Source organism: Enterovirga sp. CN4-39, from assembly GCF_049446235.1.
Lineage (GTDB): Bacteria > Pseudomonadota > Alphaproteobacteria > Rhizobiales > Beijerinckiaceae > Enterovirga.
Genome location: NZ_JBMSEF010000005.1, coordinates 174,039 through 193,280 on the forward strand (window position 1 = coordinate 174,039; position 19,242 = coordinate 193,280).

At 66.5% G+C, this 19,242-nt stretch carries 20 protein-coding genes; 15 read left to right on the forward strand and 5 right to left on the reverse strand.

Annotated features, from left to right (window positions below; translation table 11 throughout):
- Positions 1 to 2: 2 nt before the first annotated feature.
- The 5 genes from ACO2SS_RS10955 to ACO2SS_RS10975 form a co-directional block, all read right to left on the reverse strand.
- Positions 3 to 1,058 carry an SDR family oxidoreductase gene (locus tag ACO2SS_RS10955; RefSeq protein WP_423277671.1) on the reverse strand — a complete coding sequence of 352 codons (1,056 nt, stop codon included), beginning with the start codon at positions 1,056 to 1,058 and terminating at the stop codon, positions 3 to 5.
- Between the two features lie 83 nt (positions 1,059 to 1,141).
- Positions 1,142 to 2,074 (reverse strand): SMP-30/gluconolactonase/LRE family protein, encoded by a 933-nt coding sequence (locus ACO2SS_RS10960; protein WP_423277672.1) that lies wholly within the window; start codon positions 2,072 to 2,074, stop codon positions 1,142 to 1,144.
- Positions 2,075 to 2,166: 92 nt separating this feature from the next.
- Positions 2,167 to 2,526 (reverse strand): AtuA-related protein, encoded by a 360-nt coding sequence (locus ACO2SS_RS10965; protein ID WP_423277673.1) that lies wholly within the window; start codon positions 2,524 to 2,526, stop codon positions 2,167 to 2,169.
- Between the two features lie 4 nt (positions 2,527 to 2,530).
- Complete coding sequence (locus ACO2SS_RS10970; protein ID WP_423277674.1) at positions 2,531 to 3,886, reverse strand: acyclic terpene utilization AtuA family protein; 1,356 nt, start codon at positions 3,884 to 3,886, stop codon at positions 2,531 to 2,533.
- 11 nt (positions 3,887 to 3,897) lie between these two features.
- The gene (locus ACO2SS_RS10975) at positions 3,898 to 4,869 is read right to left on the reverse strand and encodes a Bug family tripartite tricarboxylate transporter substrate binding protein (RefSeq protein ID WP_423277675.1); all 972 of its coding nucleotides are present in this window, start codon (positions 4,867 to 4,869) and stop codon (positions 3,898 to 3,900) included.
- A 188-nt stretch (positions 4,870 to 5,057) separates the two neighbouring features.
- On the opposite strand from ACO2SS_RS10975, the gene ACO2SS_RS10980 reads away from it, so the two are divergent.
- The 15 genes from ACO2SS_RS10980 (at position 5,058) to ACO2SS_RS11050 (ending at position 18,775) form a co-directional block, all read left to right on the forward strand.
- A complete protein-coding gene (locus ACO2SS_RS10980; protein ID WP_423277676.1) occupies positions 5,058 to 6,233 on the forward strand; it encodes an ABC transporter substrate-binding protein in 1,176 nt (391 codons plus the stop codon).
- Positions 6,234 to 6,327: 94 nt separating this feature from the next.
- Complete coding sequence (locus ACO2SS_RS10985) at positions 6,328 to 7,188, forward strand: branched-chain amino acid ABC transporter permease (protein WP_423277677.1); 861 nt, start codon at positions 6,328 to 6,330, stop codon at positions 7,186 to 7,188.
- Entirely contained in the window at positions 7,185 to 8,192 is a 1,008-nt protein-coding gene (locus ACO2SS_RS10990) for a branched-chain amino acid ABC transporter permease (RefSeq protein ID WP_423277678.1), read from the forward strand. The genes ACO2SS_RS10985 and ACO2SS_RS10990 overlap by 4 nt, the downstream gene beginning before the upstream one ends.
- Positions 8,189 to 8,944, forward strand: coding sequence for an ABC transporter ATP-binding protein (locus ACO2SS_RS10995; protein ID WP_423277679.1), 756 nt, complete (start codon positions 8,189 to 8,191; stop codon positions 8,942 to 8,944). The genes ACO2SS_RS10990 and ACO2SS_RS10995 overlap by 4 nt, the downstream gene beginning before the upstream one ends.
- Before the next feature lie 3 nt (positions 8,945 to 8,947).
- Positions 8,948 to 9,694, forward strand: a complete 747-nt coding sequence (locus tag ACO2SS_RS11000) for an ABC transporter ATP-binding protein (protein WP_423277680.1) — start codon at positions 8,948 to 8,950, stop codon at positions 9,692 to 9,694.
- Positions 9,691 to 10,530 (forward strand): IclR family transcriptional regulator, encoded by an 840-nt coding sequence (locus ACO2SS_RS11005; protein WP_423277681.1) that lies wholly within the window; start codon positions 9,691 to 9,693, stop codon positions 10,528 to 10,530. The genes ACO2SS_RS11000 and ACO2SS_RS11005 overlap by 4 nt, the downstream gene beginning before the upstream one ends.
- Entirely contained in the window at positions 10,527 to 11,663 is a 1,137-nt protein-coding gene (locus ACO2SS_RS11010) for a thiolase family protein (RefSeq protein ID WP_423277682.1), read from the forward strand. The genes ACO2SS_RS11005 and ACO2SS_RS11010 overlap by 4 nt, the downstream gene beginning before the upstream one ends.
- Complete coding sequence (locus tag ACO2SS_RS11015; protein ID WP_423277683.1) at positions 11,660 to 12,019, forward strand: Zn-ribbon domain-containing OB-fold protein; 360 nt, start codon at positions 11,660 to 11,662, stop codon at positions 12,017 to 12,019. The genes ACO2SS_RS11010 and ACO2SS_RS11015 overlap by 4 nt, the downstream gene beginning before the upstream one ends.
- On the forward strand, positions 12,019 to 14,139 hold the full coding sequence (locus ACO2SS_RS11020) for an acetate--CoA ligase family protein (protein WP_423277684.1): 2,121 nt from the start codon (positions 12,019 to 12,021) through the stop codon (positions 14,137 to 14,139). The genes ACO2SS_RS11015 and ACO2SS_RS11020 overlap by 1 nt, the downstream gene beginning before the upstream one ends.
- Positions 14,136 to 15,110 (forward strand): Bug family tripartite tricarboxylate transporter substrate binding protein, encoded by a 975-nt coding sequence (locus tag ACO2SS_RS11025; RefSeq protein ID WP_423277685.1) that lies wholly within the window; start codon positions 14,136 to 14,138, stop codon positions 15,108 to 15,110. Before ACO2SS_RS11020 ends, ACO2SS_RS11025 begins: the two co-directional genes overlap by 4 nt.
- Before the next feature lie 467 nt (positions 15,111 to 15,577).
- Complete coding sequence (locus ACO2SS_RS11030) at positions 15,578 to 15,994, forward strand: SLOG family protein (RefSeq protein WP_423277686.1); 417 nt, start codon at positions 15,578 to 15,580, stop codon at positions 15,992 to 15,994.
- A 210-nt stretch (positions 15,995 to 16,204) separates the two neighbouring features.
- Complete coding sequence (locus tag ACO2SS_RS11035) at positions 16,205 to 16,672, forward strand: HNH endonuclease signature motif containing protein (RefSeq protein WP_423277687.1); 468 nt, start codon at positions 16,205 to 16,207, stop codon at positions 16,670 to 16,672.
- 438 nt (positions 16,673 to 17,110) lie between these two features.
- Entirely contained in the window at positions 17,111 to 17,539 is a 429-nt protein-coding gene (locus ACO2SS_RS11040) for a hypothetical protein (protein ID WP_423277688.1), read from the forward strand.
- Between the two features lie 296 nt (positions 17,540 to 17,835).
- Positions 17,836 to 18,084 (forward strand): hypothetical protein, encoded by a 249-nt coding sequence (locus tag ACO2SS_RS11045; protein WP_423277689.1) that lies wholly within the window; start codon positions 17,836 to 17,838, stop codon positions 18,082 to 18,084.
- Positions 18,085 to 18,487: 403 nt separating this feature from the next.
- Positions 18,488 to 18,775 carry a hypothetical protein gene (locus ACO2SS_RS11050; RefSeq protein ID WP_423277690.1) on the forward strand — a complete coding sequence of 96 codons (288 nt, stop codon included), beginning with the start codon at positions 18,488 to 18,490 and terminating at the stop codon, positions 18,773 to 18,775.
- Positions 18,776 to 19,242: the final 467 nt, after the last annotated feature.

Consider the following 19,242-nt stretch of genomic DNA (forward strand, 5'->3'; position numbering starts at 1 on the left):
AGCTACGCTGCGGGCGGGATGACGCGCAGCTCCTGCAGGCGCGCCATCTGGCGCACGAACATCTCCTCGTCGTCCACGATGTCGTGGAAGCCGTAGCGGCGGATCTTGGTCGTCTCCGAGATCGAGTCGTACTCGGCGTGCCACTGGAAATCGCCGAACTTCCAGGCGACGAGTTGCTCGTAGGGCGTCGGCTGGAGACCGTATTTCTCGACCATTCGGGCCCAGAGCGAACCCTTGTCGGCCATCTGCTCGGCCAGCCGGATCGTCTGCACCGGCCCGCATTCCATGCCGAAGAAGGCGGCGATCTTCGGCCACATATGCTCCCACCGAAAGAGGCCGCCATTGGTGACGTTGAAGATCTCGTTGGCGCAGCGCGGCTCGGTCGCGGCCCACACGGTCGCGCGGGCGAGAAGGTCGGTGTCGATCGCTTGCTGCAGGGCGCGGTAGCCGCCCGGCGTACCCGGGAAGCGCAGCGGCAGGCCGAGTTCCTTCGAGATCGACGCATAGACGCCGAGGACAGAAGTCATGTTCATCGGCGAGTTGATCGCGTAGCCGTAGATCGTGCGCGGCCGCATGGCGGACCACGTCCACCGAGCCTTGGGCGCGCGCTCCCGGAGGAAGTCTTCCTGGTCGTAGTAGAAGTTCGGCGGCATGTGCCGCGGGTCCGTCTCGCGGGCCGGCGTCCTGTAGCGCCCGAGATGCGTCCCGTAGGCCTTGGTGCCCTGCATCAGGCTGACGTGCTCGAGCCCTGGTGCGGCGCGCTCGACCACCTCGACGGTGTTGCGCAGCATCGCGAGATTGGGGGCCACTTCGTCGGCGAAGCTCGGCCGCTCCAGATAGGCGGCGTAGAAGATGTGCGTGACGTCCGCGAGCCCGGCGAGCTTGCGCTCGGCATCATCGCGATCGAGCAAGTCGATCGAGATGTAGCTTGCTGCGCGCGCTTCGCTTGGGTTCCGGCGCGACAGGCCGGTCACCTTCCAGCCGGGCTGGCCGGCAAGGTGTTGAACGAGGCCTTGCCCGACGACCCCGAGGGCACCGACAACGAGCGCGTGCTTCATTCGATCCTCCCTCCCCGCTCACTCCGGCGAAGGCGGGGTCCATCGGCCTGGGTTCCGGCTTGCCGCTTGAGCGATCGGCTACGTCACTTATTCAGGTGGTGTAGCGGCAGGCCTGGACGCTCCCAGGGCATCGAGACCAGTCGCCCGGTGGACGACAGGGTGATGTAGGCCGTGCGCAGGTCCGGGCCGCCAAAGCAGATATTGGTCACCCAGCGTTCGGGCATGAGGACGTGCCGCACCGAGTGGCCGTCGGGCGACACGACCGTGATCCCGCCATTGACGAGCGTCGCAACGCAGATGTTGCCGCCCGCATCGACCGCGAGAGAGTCGAAGCGGTTGTAGCCTGGCAGACCGGTGACGAGCCGCCCGCCATGCGGTGACGGAAACGGATGCCGGCGGATCTCCCCGGGCCCAGTCAGGTCGAACGCCCAGAGCCGCGCTGTTTCCGTCTCGGCGACATAGAGCACGCGTCCGTCCGGCGAGAGGCCGCAGCCATTCGGCGTGAAGATCGGGAAGACGACCTCCCGGATCATGCTGCCGTCCGCTCGGGCGTAGTAGACCGCACCGCGATCCTGGTCGCGGTGGCGCACCTTGCCGAGGTCCGTGAAGTAGAAGCCGCCCTCGCCATCGAAGACGAGGTCGTTCGGGCCGCAGAGGAGGCGCCCGTCGCACTCGCGATAGAGCACCTCGATCTCACCGGTCTCAAGGTCGAGCGCCTCGATCCGGCCGCCGGAATAGTCTTCGGCGATGCCGATCGGGCGGAGGCCGCTCTCGTCGCCCTCCGGGGTCCAGCGGAACCCACCGTTGTTGCAGATGAAGAGGCGACCGTCCGGCCCGAGCGCCGCACCGTTCGGCCCGCCGCCGGGCCTCGCGACATAGGAGACAGCCCCGTCCGGCGCGACCTTCGTCACCGTCCCGCGCTCGATCTCGACGAGGAGGATCGATCCGTCGGGCATCGCTACCGGGCCCTCGGGGAACCGGAGTCCTGACGCGAGTTCAGTGAGTTCGGGAACCATCACGACATCTCCCTGGAGCGACCGGGTGAGCGGCCGCCTCTTGTTCTGTGTTGCTGAGTGAACGGCCGGACCGCGCCCGGCTATGGGGGCTGCTAGGCAGCCTCCGGCCGCCAGTTGCGCAGCAGGTTCGCCTTCGAGTCCGGCACTTCGATCTCGAACCCGAGCACGGCAGCGGACAGGGCCTTGCCGTAATTGTCGAGGCAGAGCGAACGCGAGACGCCGCCGCCCAATGCGCCTTCCGCCACGAAGTTCAGGACGCCGAGCTTGTCGACCTCGTAGCGGGTGACCTTGCCAGTCACCATGCCGGCATAGAACTCCTTGAAGCGCTCGGCCGTGAGCTGCTCCTTGAGGATGGGATAAAGGTCCGGCTCGTAGGCGATGACCGTGATGTTGGAGGTGTTGCCCTTGTCGCCCGAGCGGACATGGGCAACGTGCTGCAGCTTCAGCTTCATCGGCTCAGCTCTCGTACATGGTGATGACGGGCTTCACGGCCTCGCGCGGCACGAGCGAGGACCAGACGCCGATGACCTCGCGGGTGCGGTCCTGGTGCGGGACGCGCTTGCCTGTCATGCCGACACCCGACACCGCCATGCCGTCGACCTCGCGGCCGACCTTCAGGGCCTCCTCGCGCGTCTTGCAGCGCGCCGCGACGCGGACCGCGACCTCGTAGGGCTCGGCTTCGACGCGCGGGGAGGAGCCGCCATGGATCGCGTTCACGCCGACGAAGTCGACGCGATAATCCTCCGCCTCCAGCCCGACAATCTTGAAACGTTCTTCGAGAATGCGCTTGGCGAGCTCCGCCCGGCGCAGCGCTCCCGGACCGGCATAGAAAAACATGTCCTCGCCGATGAAGCCTTCCTGGCAGGCGATCGACACCTTCAAGGTCGGCGTGCGGGGCTTGCCGGAGATGCGGCTCACCCTCACCCGGTCGTGCCCGACCTCCTCGAGATCGGTGGTGGTGAAATCGACCACTACGTCCGGCGTGATGTAGTTGGCCGGGTCGTGCACCTCGTAGAACAGCTGCTCCTTGAGAGTACGGAGGTTCACCGCCCCGCCCGTGCCAGCGACCTTGGTGATGACGGCCGAGCCGTCGCTCTCTATCTCCGCGATCGGGAAGGCGAGGTCCCACGGATCGGGCACATCCTTGAAGCCAGGGTCGCAGAAATATCCGCCGGTGACCTGCGCGCCGCATTCGAGCACGTGGCCGATGCCGTTCCCCGGCCCGAGCCGGTCGTGGTCCAGCGCGTCCCAGCCGAATTCGTGCATCATCGGCGCCATGAAGATCGACGGGTCGGCGACGCGGCCGGTCACGACCACCTGCGCGCCGTTCTTCAATGCCTGCACGATCGGCTCGGCGCCCATATACGCCTCGGCCGACACGATGCTCCCGGCGAGGGACGAGGACGGCTTGCCGTTCTCCATGAGCGTGTCAGTCAGGTCGAGCACGCTGTCCGTGATCAGGCTGCCCGATACCGCCGCGACCTTCGTGCCGCGAGGGGCACCGCATTCGCGCAGCCAATGCACGATGCGCTGCGCCGCGCCTTCCGGATTGATCCAGCCCTGGTTGGAGATGATCTTCGTGCCGCGCCGAAGGCAGCCGGGGATGACCCGCTGCATGCGGTCGTCGAGATAGGTGTCGTAGCCGGGGAATTCGGGATCACGCCGCTTCCGAACCTGGGCGGCCGAGATTGTCGCCTCCGCCATGGTCTCGAAGCAGAGATAATCGAGGTCGCCTTTCTCCGCGTTCAGGCGGGCGGGCTCCAGGCGGTCGCCCCACCAGGCCGATCCTGAACCGATACGTAGACCTGTCATGCCTCTCCCCATCACTCGACCTTGACGCCCGTCTTCGCGACGACGTCCGGCCACTTGGCGACCTCGCGCCTGACGATTTCGCCGAACGCATCCGGGCTCATCCCGCCCGGCACGCCGCCGAGTTCCAGCAGCTTCGCCTTCATGTCCGGCTCAGCCAGGACCGCCGCAATCTCGCGCTGCAGCTTCTCGACGACGGGGCGCGGCGTCTTGGCGGGAGCAAGGAGGCCGAACCAGGCAGAGACTTCGTAGCCGGGCACGCCGCTCTCGGCGATCGTCGGCACCTCGGGCAGGCTCGGGAAGCGCTCGGGCGTCGTGACCGCGAGCGCCTTCACGCTGCCGGCCCGGACATGCCCCACCGCTGACGGGAGGTTGTCGAACCCGACCCTTATGTGCCCGGCGATGAGGTCGTTCAGCATCGGCCCGCCGCCCCGGTACGGGACGTGGTTGAGGTTCACGCCGGCCATCGTCTTGAGGAGTTCGCCCGACATGTGCGGCGAGCCGCCGAGCGACGTGGACCCGAAGTCGATCTTGCCGGGATTTTCCTTGGCCAGCTTCAGGAAGCTCGTGAGGTCGGACACCCCGAGCGACGGATTGACCATCAGCACGTTGGGCGTGGACGCCACAACGGTGATCGGGGCGAAGTCCCGCACCGGGTCATAGGGCAGGCTCTTGAACACCGCGGCGTTGATGCCGTGCGTGTTGATGGTCGCCATAACCAGCGTGTAGCCGTCGGGTTCGCTCGCCGCGACGGTCTGCGTGCCGATGCTGCCGGAGGCACCGCCGCGATTCTCGACGATGAAGCGCTGCCCAAGCCGTTTGTCGAGCCGGTCGGCGACAAGGCGCGCCAGGATGTCCGTCGTCCCGCCGGCAGGGAACGGCACGATGATCTTTACGACCCGCTCCGGATACTCGGCCAGAGCGCCTGTCGAGACCGCGAGCGCGGCCAGTACGGCGAGACATGTCCGACGCAGCAAAAGCGCCATCCCCCTTGTTTTCCGGCCCGAGCGACCGTTCCGTCACACGGAACGAATACACGCGCAGACCAGCCCTCCCCGGCAGAAACGTTGCATCTCGTTTCTACTCGCGGAACATTGTTGACAGGTCGCTGCGGAAAAACAACCATCTTGGCGACGAGAGGCCATGAACGGCCCGGTCAGGGAGGGACTACGTAATGCTGCCGATAACCGTGTCGCGCCGCGCCTTCGCGGCCGGCTTGCTTGCCTGCGGGATAGCGGGCTCTGCCAATGCGCAAGAGCCCATCAAGATCGGCTGGCTGTCGTCGCTGACGGGCCCGCTGTCGTCGGCCGCGATCGCCGAGAACCAGGGCGTCCAGTTCGCCGTCGACGAGATCAACAAGGCGGGTGGGATCAACGGCCGCAAGCTCGAACTTCTCACGCGCGACACCGCCGGCGAGCCGACCAAGGCCGTGAACCTCGCCCAGCAGCTCGTCTTTTCAGACAAGGTGCATTTCGTGATCGGCCCGGTGAACTCGGGCGAGTCGCTCGCCACGGTCCCGATCGTCGCGAAAGCGGGCATCCCGAACATCGTGATCGGCAGCGTGGACGAGTTGATCAACGAGAAGCGCTTCCCGCTCGCCTTCCGGGCAATCAACACCAACACGCAGTGGATCCAGGGCGGCAACGACTACGCGCTGAACGTCCTGAAGCGGAAGAAGGTCGCCGTCATCGGCGATACGTCGGGCTACGGCACGTCAAGCGCCAAGACGGCGGCCGAGCTGCTGGAGAAAGCGGGCGTGAAGCCGGTCTATTCCGTGCTGATCGACCCCAACAAGACCGACCTCACGGACGAGATCACCAAAGCCAAGGCGGCCGGCGCCGACGTCATCATGCCGTGGTCCGCCGCGACCGGGCTGATGGCCCGCATCCTCAACACGCGCGGCAACATGGGCTGGGACGTGCCAGTGGTGGGCCACCCGGCCATCATGGCGCTGCCCATCAAGGCGCTGCTCAACAAGCCGGAATACTGGGAGAACGCCTACGCGGCGGGCTACCAATCCACCACCTATGTCGACGGCAAGCTGCCCGAGCGCACGCAGAAGCTCGTTGACCAGATCAAGCCGGCGCTGGGCGGCAAGATCGATTTCACCTTCTGGTGGGTCGCGCTCGGCTACGACACCGTGAAGATCATCGAGCACGCCGTGAAGACGAACGGCTCGACCGACCCGCAGAAGTTCAAGGAGCTGCTCGAGAAGACGAAGGACTTCCCCGGCGTCTATGCGAGCTACACCTGGACGCCCGACAACCACAACGGGTTTCCTGACAAGAACATCGTCGTGAACACTGCCAACACATTCAAGGACGGCAGCTACGACCGGGCCCCGATGTGATGACCGTTTTCAAGCGCTCACCCCGGCGAAAGCCGGGGTCGTTCCTGATGCTGAGGCTGGATGCCGGCCGTCGCCGGCATGAGCGGATGATGCCATGCTGAGCGTCCTCGTCTCGGGCCTCGCCATCGGCGCGCTCTATGCCGCCACGGCACTAGCGTACAACGTGATGTACTCGACCTCGAAGGTGCTGAGCGTGACCACGGGCCACCTCTGCATGCTCGGCGGCGTATTCGGGGCATGGTTCATCGGCAATCTGGGCCTGCCGGTGCTCGTTGGGCTCGTGGGTGCGATCGCGGTAGGCGCCCTGTTCGGCTGGATCACGGAGATTGTCGGCGTCCGCCGCGTGCTCGCCCGATCCGACGAGCACCTCTGGCTACTCTCGACGCTCGCGCTGGCCACGATCGTGCAGCAGGCGGTGGGCCTGTGGTGGGGGACGGAGCCGCGGCCCTTCCCGCGGCTGATCCCGCAGGACTTCTCGGCCGGGCTCGCCGACCAGAAATACTGGCTGCCGATCGCCACTGTCCTCGTCATGGCGGCAGGACTCGAGCTGTTCTACCGCCGTACCCTCTGGGGCAAGCTGTTCCAGGCAACCTCGGAGGATGCCTTCGCAGCCCGCGCCCGCGGCATCCCGACGGACCGTGTCCGCTCCTTTTCCTATCTCCTGGCCGGGGCTCTCGGCGGTCTCGCAGGCTTTGCGGCCGGGCAGCTCACCTTCGCGTTCTTCGCCCTCGGCCTGACGCTCACGCTGAACGGCTTCATCGCCCTGGCGGTGGGCGGGCTCGGCAGCAACATCGGCGCGCTCGTCGGCGGTGCCGCGCTCGGTCTTCTCTCGGCCTTCGCGACCTACTTTTTCGGCGGAGAGTACCAGCAGACCATCGCGGTCGGCCTCCTCATGGTCGTGCTGCTCGTGCAACCCGAGGGACTGTTCGGCGCCAAGCGGGTGAGGCCGGTATGACGCCCCATCGCATCAAGGGCGCTCTCCTCCTCGTCGGCGGCCTCGCCCTCGTCGCCCTGCCCTACTGGGCAGGCGACCTCTACCAGCTTCACCTCGCCTCCCTAATCGGCGCCTACTGGATCCTGATCGCCGGGCTGAACCTCGTCGTCGGCTATGCCGGCCAGCTCTCGATCGGCCATGTCGGCCTGCTCGCGGTCGGCTCCTACTGCTTCGCCATCCTGGCCGGCACGCACGGGATCGACCCCTTCCTGGCAGTCCTCGCCTGCGGCATCGTCGGGGGGCTCGCGGGCCTCCTCCTCGGCCTGCCGTCGCTCCGGCTCCCAGGTTTCTACTTTGCCATGGCCACGATGGCCTTTGCGCTCATCGTGACCGAGCTGTCGCTAGCGGAAGGCCACCTTACGGGCGGCGGCACGGGGTTGAGCGTCCCGAGCTTCCCTGCCCCATTCAATACGCCCTGGGGCTATTACTGGCTGATCCTTGGCCTCGCGGCCCTCGTCACTTGGCTTACCTGGAATGTGAGCCGGCTGATGTGGGGTCGCGCGCTCGTTGCGATCCGGGACAGCGAGGTCGCGGCGACCTCGGTGGGCGTCCGCCTGTTCCGCCTCAAGCTTGCCGTCTTCGTTTTCTCGGGCGTGACGGCGGGGGTCGGCGGCGCGCTCTTCGCCTCGCTGCAGAGCTACATCACGCCCGACACCTTCGTGTTCGAGATCGGCCTCTTCTTCTTCGTCTGCATCATCATCGGCGGACGCGGGACGATACTCGGCCCACTCGTCGGCACCGTCATCCTGACGGCCCTGCCGGAGCTCGTAGCGCCGCTCGCGAAGCTCGGGTCGTTCTTCTACGGCGTGCTGCTGCTCGCCGTCGTCCTCCTCATCCCCGAAGGCTTCGGCCGGGTGTTCGCCCTCGTCGCCGAGCGGTTTGGAGAGCCGCACCGCAGCCACGAGGTGAAGCCGGACCTCGGCCGGCTACGCGGCGTCCTCGCCTCGGAGCGGAGCCCGGCATGAGCGCCCTCATTGCACGCAGGGCGAGCAAGCGCTTCGGCGGCCTGGTCGCGCTCGACGACGTATCGCTCGATCTCCAGCCCGGCGAGGTGCACGGCCTTATCGGTCCGAACGGCAGCGGCAAGACGACGATGCTCAACCTCATGTCAGGCTATTACCGGCCAGACGGGGGCGAGATCCTCCTCGGCGCCGAGGCGCTGTCCGGTCACTCGGTCCAGCGGCGTCCGAACCTTGGCATCGCCCGCACCTTCCAAAAGCCGCGGCTACTGCCGACCCTGACGGTCCTGGACAATGCGATGCTGGGTGCCTGGCGCGACGTCCGTTCCGACTTCATCACGACGGCGCTGTCGCTGCCCAAGGCTCTGCGCGAGGAGCGCGAAATCCGCCGCCGGGCTGAGGAGCTGGTGCACGGCGTCGGGCTCGGCCACGCGATAAACCGGCGCGCCAATCTCCTCGAACACGCCGAGCAACGCTTTCTCGAGATCGCTCGCGCCCTTGCGCTCCGGCCGCGCTTCCTCCTGCTCGACGAACCCGCCGGCGGGCTCACGGGGGCCGAGATCGAGCATCTCGGCCGCATCATCGCGACCATTCGGGATGCCGGGATCGGAGTGCTGCTTGTCGAGCACCATACCGACTTCGTCTTCCGCATCTGCTCGCGTGTGACCACGCTGGATCGCGGGCGCCTCATCAAGCATGGCACGCCCGACGAGGTCCGCACGGACGCCGAGGTCGTCCGAGTCTATCTGGGAGCCTGACGCGTGAGCGCCCGCCGAGCCGGATCACCCCTCCTCGCCGTGTCCGACCTCCACGTCGCCTACGGCAAGGCCCACGTCGTCCACGGTGTCAGCTTCGACGTGCACCCCGGCGAGTTCGTCGTCATGCTCGGCCGGAACGGCGCAGGCAAGAGCACCATCCTGCACGCCATATCCGGCCTGGTGCCGAAGAAGGCGGGCGCCATCACCTTCGCGGGAAAGGACATCTCTCGCGCGTCTTCCGCCGACATCGTCCGGGCGGGACTTGTGCAGGTGCTGGAAGGCCACCGGGTCTTTACGAGCCTCTCGGTGGAGGACAACCTCCTCCTCGGGTCTTATGCCCGGCACTCTCCCGACCAGCGCGAGAGCCTGGACCGGATCTATGCCGACTTCCCCGAGATCGCCGAGAAGCGACACCAGCAGGCGTCGCGGCTCTCGGGCGGGCAGCAGCAGATCCTCGCCGTAGCCCAGGGCATGATGGCCGATCCACGGCTGCTGATCCTGGACGAACCCTCGGGAGGCCTCGCGCCGATCGTCGTCGACCGCATCCTGGCGGTCGCGGCCAGCCTCGCCGGACGGGGTCTCGCCATCTTGCTCGTCGAGCAACTGGTCGAGAAGGCGCTGAAGCACGCCCATTACGGGTACCTGCTCGAGACGGGGGCCATCGGGGGCGAAGGCCCGGCGGAGGAGCTCGGGGACAGCGACCTCCTGAAGAGGATCTATCTCGGCGGGTCTGAACCGGCGGCGTCATGATGGCCGAGCAAGCGAAGCAGACATCCGCAGAACCGGATGCCGCGGACGAGGGCCGGGCGACGAACTCCACCCAAAAGGTCTGCGCCATCCTTCGCGCACTGTCGGCGCGCTCGCCGCAACGCCTGGCGGAGATTTCGGCCTGGACGGGCCTGAATAAGGTCACCGCCCTCCGCATCCTTGAGACACTAATCGAAGAAGGCTTCGCCGAGCGCGAGCCGGACGGCCGCGGCTTTGCGCGCGGGCCCGAATTCCTGGCTCTTGCGGCGTCGGCCGGACGCTCGCACGACTTGCGTGAGCTGGCGCGGCCGAGCCTTGTGCGCCTGGCGGAGTTGTCGGAGGACACGGCGCTTCTCTCCGTGCGCAGCGGCATCGAATCCGTCTGCATCGACCGGCAGGTAGGCTCTTTCCCAATCCGGGCGAACTATCTGGACATTGGCAGCCGCCGCCCGCTCGGCGTCGGGGCCGGAGCTCTCGCCATTCTCACCTGGCTCCCGGTACGCGAGATCGACGCCATTCTGGGCGTGATCGGCCCGCATCTCGGCCCCTATCCGCGGATGTCGGTCGACCTCATCCGGGAACTTGTCCTCGAAAGCCGGACGCGAGGTTGCGTCGTGCTTCTCGATCGCGTGGTGGACCGTATGTCGGCGATCGGCGTCCCAATCCTTTCGGAAACGGGCGCCGTCATCGGCGCTCTCAGCATCGCTGCCTTGACCGAACGCATCTCCGAGCGAGCCGAGATGCTCTGTGGCGCGCTCCTGCGCGAGACCGATCTCATCCGCCGCGAGATGGGCCGGGGCCTCGCGACGTCCTCACGTCCGAAGGGGTCTGCCTCATGAGCCTGATCACCGGCGTAGGTCTCACGCCCTATGGCAAGCTGGAAGGCCGCGACACCCTGGCGCTGATGAGCGAGGCAGCGGCAGCGGCTCTGAACCACGCCGGCGTGGAGCGACAAGACGTCGATGGCCTGCTCACCGGCTACTCGACAACGCTGCCGCACCTCATGCTCTCGACCGTGTTCGCGGAGCATTTCGGCATCCGGCCGACTTACGCGCATGCGATCCAACTCGGCGGCGCGACCGGGTTCGGCCTCGTGATGCTCGCCCATCTGCTCGTGGATGCGGGTGCGGCCCGCCGCATCCTGGTCGTCGCGGGGGAGAACCGGCTGACCGGGCAATCCCGCGACAGCGCGATCCAAACGCTCGCGCAGGTCGGCCATCCGGTCTACGAGGTCCCGCTCGGGCCGACGATCCCGGCCTATTACGGACTCGTCGCCTCGCGTTACATGCACGAATTCGGCTCGACGGAGGCCGATTTCGCCGAACTCGCCGTGCTCATGCGCGCCAACGCCGCACGCACGCCCGGCGCGCAGCTCACAGCGCCAATCACGGTCGAGGACGTCCTCGCTTCGAAGCCGATCGCTTCCCCACTCAAGCTGCTTGATTGCTGCCCCGTCTCCGATGGCGGGGCCGCCTTCGTGATCGAGCGCGAAGATGGCGGCCGACCGGGCATTCGGATCATCGGCACCGCTCAGGCGCATATGCACCAGCATGTCAGCGCAGCCGCCTCGCTCACCGAGTCCGGCGCGGGCGACTGCACCTCCCGCGCGATGCGGCAGGCAGGCGTCACGCTCGCAGATATCCGCTACGCCGGCATCTACGACAGCTTCACGATCACGCTGACGATCCTCCTGGAGGAGATCGGGCTCGCCCCGCGCGGAAGCGCCGGCCGGCTCGCCCGCGAGGGCTATTTCTCGCCGGACGGCGCGATTCCGCTGAACACCCATGGCGGGCTCCTCAGCTACGGCCATTGCGGCGTCGGCGGCGCGATGGCGCATCTCGTCGAAGCCGTCCGCCAGATGCGCGGCGAGGCCGGCGACAGGCAGATCGAGCGGCCGCCGCTCGCTCTGCTGCACGGCGATGGCGGCGTCCTCTCCTCGCATGTCAGCCTGGTCCTGGAGGCCACACGATGAGCGTGATCGCCGACTGGACGAGCGGCGCCGAGGCGCTGACCTACGGCAAGTGTCGGGCCTGCGGCAGGGTCAGCTACTTTCGCCGCCCGTTCTGCCCTCATTGCGGATCCGAGGACGTCGAGGTGCGGATCGCTTCCGGCCGCGGGGAGGTCCACGCCATCACGACGGTTGCGCGCGCGCCCTCGACCGAATTGCGCCCGTTCGCGCCCTACCGGATCGCCCTCGTCGGTGCCGAGGAAGGCTTCCGCTTCATGAGCCATGCAGCAGACGGCCTCGCCATAGGCGACGCCGTCCTCACCAGCTTCCGCCCGCTAGGCGAGCGGATCGTACCCTTCGTCGAACCCCGGCGCTCCTGATGAATCCCAACCTCAAGGCGGCGCTCGATCCCGCCTCTGTTGCCCTGATCGGCGCTTCCGAGAACCCGAACAAGATCGGGGGCCGGCCGCTCGACTATCTGCGGCGTTTCGGCTTCCGCGGCGCGATCTATCCGATCAACCCGAAGCGCGCTGAGGTGCAGGGCGTGAAGGCGGTGCCGAGGCTTGCCGATCTCGACCAGGCACCGGATGTCGCGATCATCGCGGTGCCGGGCGAGGACGCCGTGCGGGCACTCGACGAATGCGGCGGGATGGGCGTGAAGCTCGCCGTGATGATGACGTCGGGCTTCGGGGAAACCGGCCCTGAGGGCAAGGCGGCCGAGCGTGCGATGGTCGAGCGGGCCCGCGCCCACGGCATGCGGATGGTCGGGCCCAACACGCAGGGCCTCGCCAATTTCGGCACGGGCGCCGTCCTCAGCTTCTCGTCCATGTTCCTTGAGGAAGCGCCGAAAGACGGTCCGGTCGGCATCGTCAGCCAGAGCGGCGCGATGAGCGTGATCCCCTATGGCTTGCTGCGCTCGCGCGGGATCGGCGTCCGGCACGCTCATTCCACCGGCAACGATGCGGACGTGACGGTCTGCGAGTTCGCGACTGCCGTCGCGTCCGATCCGGACCTGAAGCTGCTGCTGCTCTACCTGGAGAGCATCCCCGACCCCGAGCACCTGGCGGAAGCCGCTGCCATCGCGCGCCGGAGGAACCTGCCGATCATCGCGCTCAAGAGTGGCCGGACACCGGCGGGCCAAGCCACGGCGAGCTCGCATACGGGCGCGCTCGCCAACGAGGATCGCGTCGTCGACGCGTTCTTGGAGCAGCACGGCATCTGGCGCGCGAAGGATTCGGTCGACCTCGTGAAGGCGGCCGAGCTGTATCTCCAGGGATGGAAGCCGGAGGGGCGGCGCCTCGTCGTCATCAGCAATTCCGGCGCAACCTGCGTCCTCGCCGCCGATGCCGCGACGGCCGCGGAGATGGAAATCCCTCGTCTTTCGGACGGTACGCAGGAGCAACTGCGCGCCATTCTGCCGGGCTTCGCCGCGACCGCGAACCCGGTGGACATCACAGCCGCGCTCCTCACCAACAGCGCCCTCTTCAGCCAGATCCTGCCTGTCATCGCAGAGGACCCCTCCGCCGACGCCTTCCTGGTCGGCGTGCCTGTTGCCGGCCAGGCCTACGACGTCGAAGCCTTCGGACGCGACACCTCTGCCTTCGCGGCGGCCACGGGCAAGCCTGTCGTGGTCACGGCCCCGCAGGCCATGGTTGCCGCGCCCTTCAAAAACCGCGGCCTGCCCGTCTTCGAGGGCGAAGGCGAGGCGATCGCGGCACTCAGCCAGTTCATCGTTCATCGCGAGCTGATGGCAAAGGCAGCCGAGCGCTTCGGCGGGGACGGCGCGGCCATCAGAAGCGCAGTTCAGCCCGCCGAAGACTCGCGCTCTCCGCGCCTTCTCGACGAAGCCGAAAGCCTCGCCGCCCTGTCTCAGGCAGGCATCCCGACCGTCCCGCATAAGCTCTGCAGGAGCGCCGGCGAAGCGGTAGCAGCGGCGGCGAGTTTCGGCGTTCCCGTCGTCGTGAAGGGTTGCTCGCCTGATGTCGCTCATAAGAGCGAGCTCGGGCTCGTTCATCTCGGCCTGGACGGCGCGGACGACGTCAGCCGCGCCTTCGAGGCTTGCCGCGCCTCTCTGGCCGATCACGGCGCGTCCTTTTCCGGCGTGCTTGTCGCGCCGATGGCGAAAGGCCGACGTGAATTGCTGCTCGGCGCCCATCGCGATCCGTTCTTCGGCCCCGTCATCCTCGTCGGCGACGGCGGGAAATACGTGGAGGCCATGCCGGATACCCGCATCCTGCTGCCGCCCTTCACCGAAGACGACGTGCGCAAGGCCCTGGCGCATCTGCGCATCGCGCCGCTGCTCGGCGGCACCCGGGGCGAGGCCCCGATCGCGCTCGATGGCTACGTCGCGGCGGCGCTCGCGCTCGGCAGGCTGATGACGGAGGCGAGCAGCCGGATCGAAAGCGTCGACATCAATCCCTTCCTGGTCGGAACGGGCGACGAGGAAGGGATGGCGCTCGATGCCGTCGTCCTGCAGCGCGATGAAGGGACACCGAGATGAGGCGTCGTGACGTTCTGGCTGCCCTCGCTGCCGTCGGCGGGGCCGCGAGCCTGACGAGGCCGAGTTCGGCCAATGCCTGGCCGAGCCGGCCGATCAACGTCATCGTGCCCTATACGCCCGGCGGCTCGACGGACGTCACGGCCCGCATCGTCGGCGAGCGGCTCTCGGCCGTCCTCGGCCAGCGGCTGATCATCGACAACAAGCCTGGGGCGGGCGGCAACCTGGGTTTGGAGCTCACGGCCCGGGCCGCTCCCGACGGCTATACGCTGGGCGTGAACACGACTGCGCATGCGATCAACATGACGCTGTTCAAGACGCTCGGCTACGATGCGCTCGGCAGCTTCGAGCCCGTCGCCCTCCTCACGGAAAACCCGCTTGTCCTGGTCGTGCCTCCGGGCTCACGGGCAAAATCCGTCGAGAACCTCATCGCGATGGCTAAGGACAGGCCCGGTGCCCTCAATGTCGCGACCTCCGGGCTCGGTCAGTCGACCCATCTCGCGGGCGAGCTCTTCGCCTCCATGGCGGGCATCAAGCTCACCTTCGTGCCCTATCGCGGCTCCGCCCCGGCGATCGCCGACGTCGTCGCGAGCCATGTCGACCTGATGTTCGACACCACGCAATCCGTCCTGCCGCAGCTCGCCGACGGGCGCCTCAGGGCACTCGCGATTACCTCGGCGGAGCGCCTCCCGATCGCCAAGGACATCCCGACGGTCGCTGAAACGGTGCTCCCCGGCTATGTCGCGATCGCCTGGAACGGGCTCGTGGCCCCGAAGGGGACGCCCGCCGACATCGTCACGCGGCTGAATGCGGAAACAGTGAAGGCCCTTGCGGAGCCGGAGATCGCGGCGAAATTTGCCGCCCTCGGCGCGGTCTCCCGCCCGCTCGGCCCAGCGGCCTTCGGGACCTTCATCAAGGACGAGATCACGAAATGGGGCGAGGTCGTCCACCGCTCCGGCGCGAAGATCGAATAGGCACGGAGTTCAGCAGAAGTGTTCGACCCGGGCGGCCGCAATACCCGGGGCCCCGGCCAGACGTTCGGCCCGCCTTTGAGCCCTAACCGTCAGAGCCGATGGTCCGCGGCGCGTGTGAGCGTGAGGGTCTTCGACCGAAATGTGCGGGGAGTTGGAGCCGATGGTCCGCGTCGTCAGGCGCCGATGCCATGGAGGGAGAGGAACAGCGATTACGAGATCCAGGTCCTGGACGCAGGCTTGACCTCCCTACGGGAGCCTCGCTCTAGAACGCCGCTTTCACTGGAAGATGATTGGTGGGTGTACAAGGATTCGAACCTTGGACCCGCTGATTAAGAGGCTTCGGGAAACCGAGCATTCTCAAGGGCAATTCTGACACCTTCCCGGTTCGTTCCCGTATTGATGGGAAAGGACTTTCCGGTGTTGTCAGAACGGACGAAGCCCCTCCCCGCTCTCGTGGGAGTCCGGCCATGAGGGTGCTTGTCTGCGGCGGGCGCGACATGAGCGCGGCAGATGCCTTCAACTGGCTGGAGGCCAACGCGAAGGACGAACTCGCGCACGCGACGGGCTGCTACTCGGCCCTGACGATCGACACCGTTATTCACGGCGGAGCGCGCGGCGCCGACGAAGGTGCGGCCCGATGGGGCGAGAGCGAGCACGTCAAAGTGCTCCGCTTCGACGCCGATTGGAAGAAGCACGGGAAGGCGGCGGGGCCGATCCGGAATGCCCGCATGCTGCGCGAGGGCAGGCCTGACATCGTGATCGCGCTGCCGGGAGGGCGCGGCACGGCAGACATGGTTCGGCAGGCTGAGGCTGAGGGCCTGCCCGTCATCCGCGTTGAGGATTTCGAAGTTCCCCTCCCCCGCTATCTCGGGAGGCGTGGATGAGCGAGAGGACGTGCAGGGTGCGCGTGACCGGATCCATCATATCCCAACTGAAAGCCCTAGAGCGGCAGCCGGGTTTGTGGTCGCGCGTTCCGCCCGAGACGGCAGATTATGACCTCCGGGTCATGCTGGAGGGTGGCCTCGTTCGCTACCGCGGCTCCGGGCTCGGTTACGAGATTACCTCGTTAGGTTTGGCCGCCGTGGAGGCTGCTGATGAGACCCACTGAACCACTCCGGTACTGCTACTATTGCAAGCAGCCGCTCGTGATCTCCAAGGGTCGGCACCCGCGGAAAAAGACGCTCGATCACGTCCATCCGAAGTCTCGCGGTGGCCGGGACACCGTGTTCGCTTGTCAGCACTGCAACACGATGAAGGGCGATATGTCGATGGCTGCTTGGGCCTTCTTCATGAGCGCTAACCCAGATTGGTGGAGGCTCGGAACCGAACACGTAGTCCCGAACGAGAAGCTGCGCGAATTCTATAGGAGAGGGAAGGCTATGATGGCCGCACCCTTGCCGCCCGGCCGAGCCGCACAAGGGCACCTCGTTACTTCGAGCGCTCCGGGTGCGGCCCGGAATCCCGGGTCCCGTGGGCGGCCAGTTCAGCAATATAACGGCCGCGGGGCGTCTCCGGCAAGCATCCCCGCCTCTCCCTCCCCGCCAAGTGGAGATCGGACGTGAGCCCTGCGGAAAAGCGAAAGATGTCTCAGGTGCTCGGCGCGAGGCCGAACGCCAAGATGGTGAAGGGCGGCGGTGGTTACGTTGTCGTTGACGGCGACAGGAGCCTGGACTGCGCTCACATGGGCTACGTCGCGACGGCCGGTCAGGCTTGGTCGCTCGCCTTCAAACACATCATCCAAGACCATAGGAGCAACAGACTATGACGGCTACCGTGCTCGCCCCGAACGCCGTGATCGTAGACCTGTCTGAATGGCCGTGGAACGCCACCCATGACGCCCAGCCCAAGCCGCACGGCCTCAGCGGCCGGTGGTGTGCCCGGTGTGGGGTCTCCGAGACGACGTGCTCGCTCGACGGCATGAGGTGTACGCCCATTTTCTCTGGGCAGCGGCCTTATGGTGCCAGCCCCGCCCGCGTCCCGCCCCGTGGAGGAGGGTAGAGATGAACTGGCTCGAGATCGCTGAACGGGCTGAGAAGGCTGAAGGGCCGGATCGGGCTCTGGATGACGCCGCTTGGTGGCTGCTCCGGATCGAGGGTGGCTTCTATCGTGAGCACGCAGGACGGCGCGAGCACGACGTGACATGCGGCTTATACGGCACGGCGGTAGCGGATTGGCGACCGCTCGGCCCCTACAACGAAGCTCCGCGCTACACCGCCTCCGTCGATGCCGTCCTGGCCCTGACAACCGAACAACTCCCCGGCTGGTCCTACGAAGCCGAAGGAGGGCCAGACGGACACGCCTGGCGTCTGAACGAGGATAACGGGTTCGGCTCGCGATCGGCGGAGGGGAAGCACCCAAAGAGCGAGTGTCTGGCCAGGTTGGCTGCTTTCGCCCGCGCCATGTCAGCCCAACGAGAGGAAGGGGAATGAGCAAAGTCTACCAGCTGAAGCCCATGACCATCGAGATCGAGCGGCTCGCGCGTGCTATCGATCCAACAGCTTGGCTCACATGCGAGCAGCGCGGCGAGCCGGAAGAAGACCCTGTCCATGGCGATGCGTGGTGGGTCGAAGGGAAGCGGGACAGTCTTCTGGCTGCTAAGAGAGTTCTCGATCTATGCGCCCACGCCCCTACCCCTCTCCCACTCCCCGCGGAAACTGGATCGGTCTAGCTCTAGCTTTTGCTTTTCTGGCGGCGGTGGGGAGAGCGATATGGAAAGGACTGTGAGATGAGCGAACAGATTTCACTCAAGGACGGATGGATCGACAACAGTTCATCAGGGTACGGAGTTTATCTCCGCTCGGAACATATCGACCTGGACAACCTTCGGACCCTTGACGAAGAGCTAGCAGATCTCGCCGCGATCGAGCTCGATATGGCGCAGTTGGCTGCCAAGCGGCGAACCGCAGAGATGCGCGTTGAGGCTGCCCGATCCGCAGCCCGCCTCTCCCCTCCCGCCTCTCAGAACGAGGGATGACATGGACGATGATCTAGCAATCCAACGCGCGGCGAGCTGCCTAGCGGACTTGCTATCCTCAACCCTGATGCCACGAGACGGAACATGGGCAAGCGCGCGCCAGCCCCTCATCTGGGAGCACAACGCCCTATGCTGGCTTGAGACAATGGGAGAAAGACGCGGCCCGATCAACGGCTGGACGGCCATGCTCCTCGCCGAAGGATACCCCGCCAAAAAGGGCGGCAGCCTCCAAGGTAAGTTCTGGCGGCCGGGCGCGAAGCCGGAATGGTCAGACGAAGAAGAGCCCGCCTCTCAGAACGAGGGATGAGCCGGCACGCTCTGATCGGCTTCGTGCTCGGGGTTGCCTCGGGAGCCGCATTCGCAAAGTGGGCCTGGCCGCTGATCTGGTGATACGCTCCCGCCCATGGCGGTGATCATCGCGACCCTGGCCAACATGGAAGAGGCCGGCTTCGACGGGCTCGAGATCCAGTGCTCGTGCGGGCGAGTGGCCATGTGGCCGTTCGGGCTGCTGAAGCGGCGCATCCCGCCTGAGACCGAAATCCGCGCGCTGGTCGGGCGCCTTTCCTGCCGCCAGTGCCACCGCAAGGTCGAGAGCGTCGACCAGATCAACCCGGTAACGCAGGGGCATGGACAGCCGGATGTCGGCGAGGCCCGGCGAGCACGGGTGATGGACCCCGATCCGGAGCCCTGAGATGCAGAAACCCGCCGCGGTTTGAGCCGGGCGGGCTGGGAGCGTAAACAAATGGGCAGCAGCTTAGGGCGACTTACGCCTTGAGCCCCGGACCGGCCCGGCCCCAGAGTCAGCGCCTCCGCCCATCGCTCCGGCGCTTCGAAGCATCTCTTCAATTTGCTCGAGGGTTTCTGCCACGCCTATTGCATCAGGGGCGCCGTCTTTCTGTCTGCCTACACTAGTGATCCGACCCCGACCATTCAACGTTGTTATTCGAAGGATGTTGTCGGTGTTGACTAATATTGTGCCACCATTCCGTGTAAGTCTTAGCCAAGCCAATTGAGAGCACTCCAGTTCCCTTCGTCGGGATATAGCCCATTCTCGCCGTCAGAGCGATCAAGCGACAGTATGCATTGGTCTCATGCCCCGTGGAAGTGGACGCGCCAGTCTGGCTGTGGTGCAATTGGGGCGACGGTGATTGAGAGCGA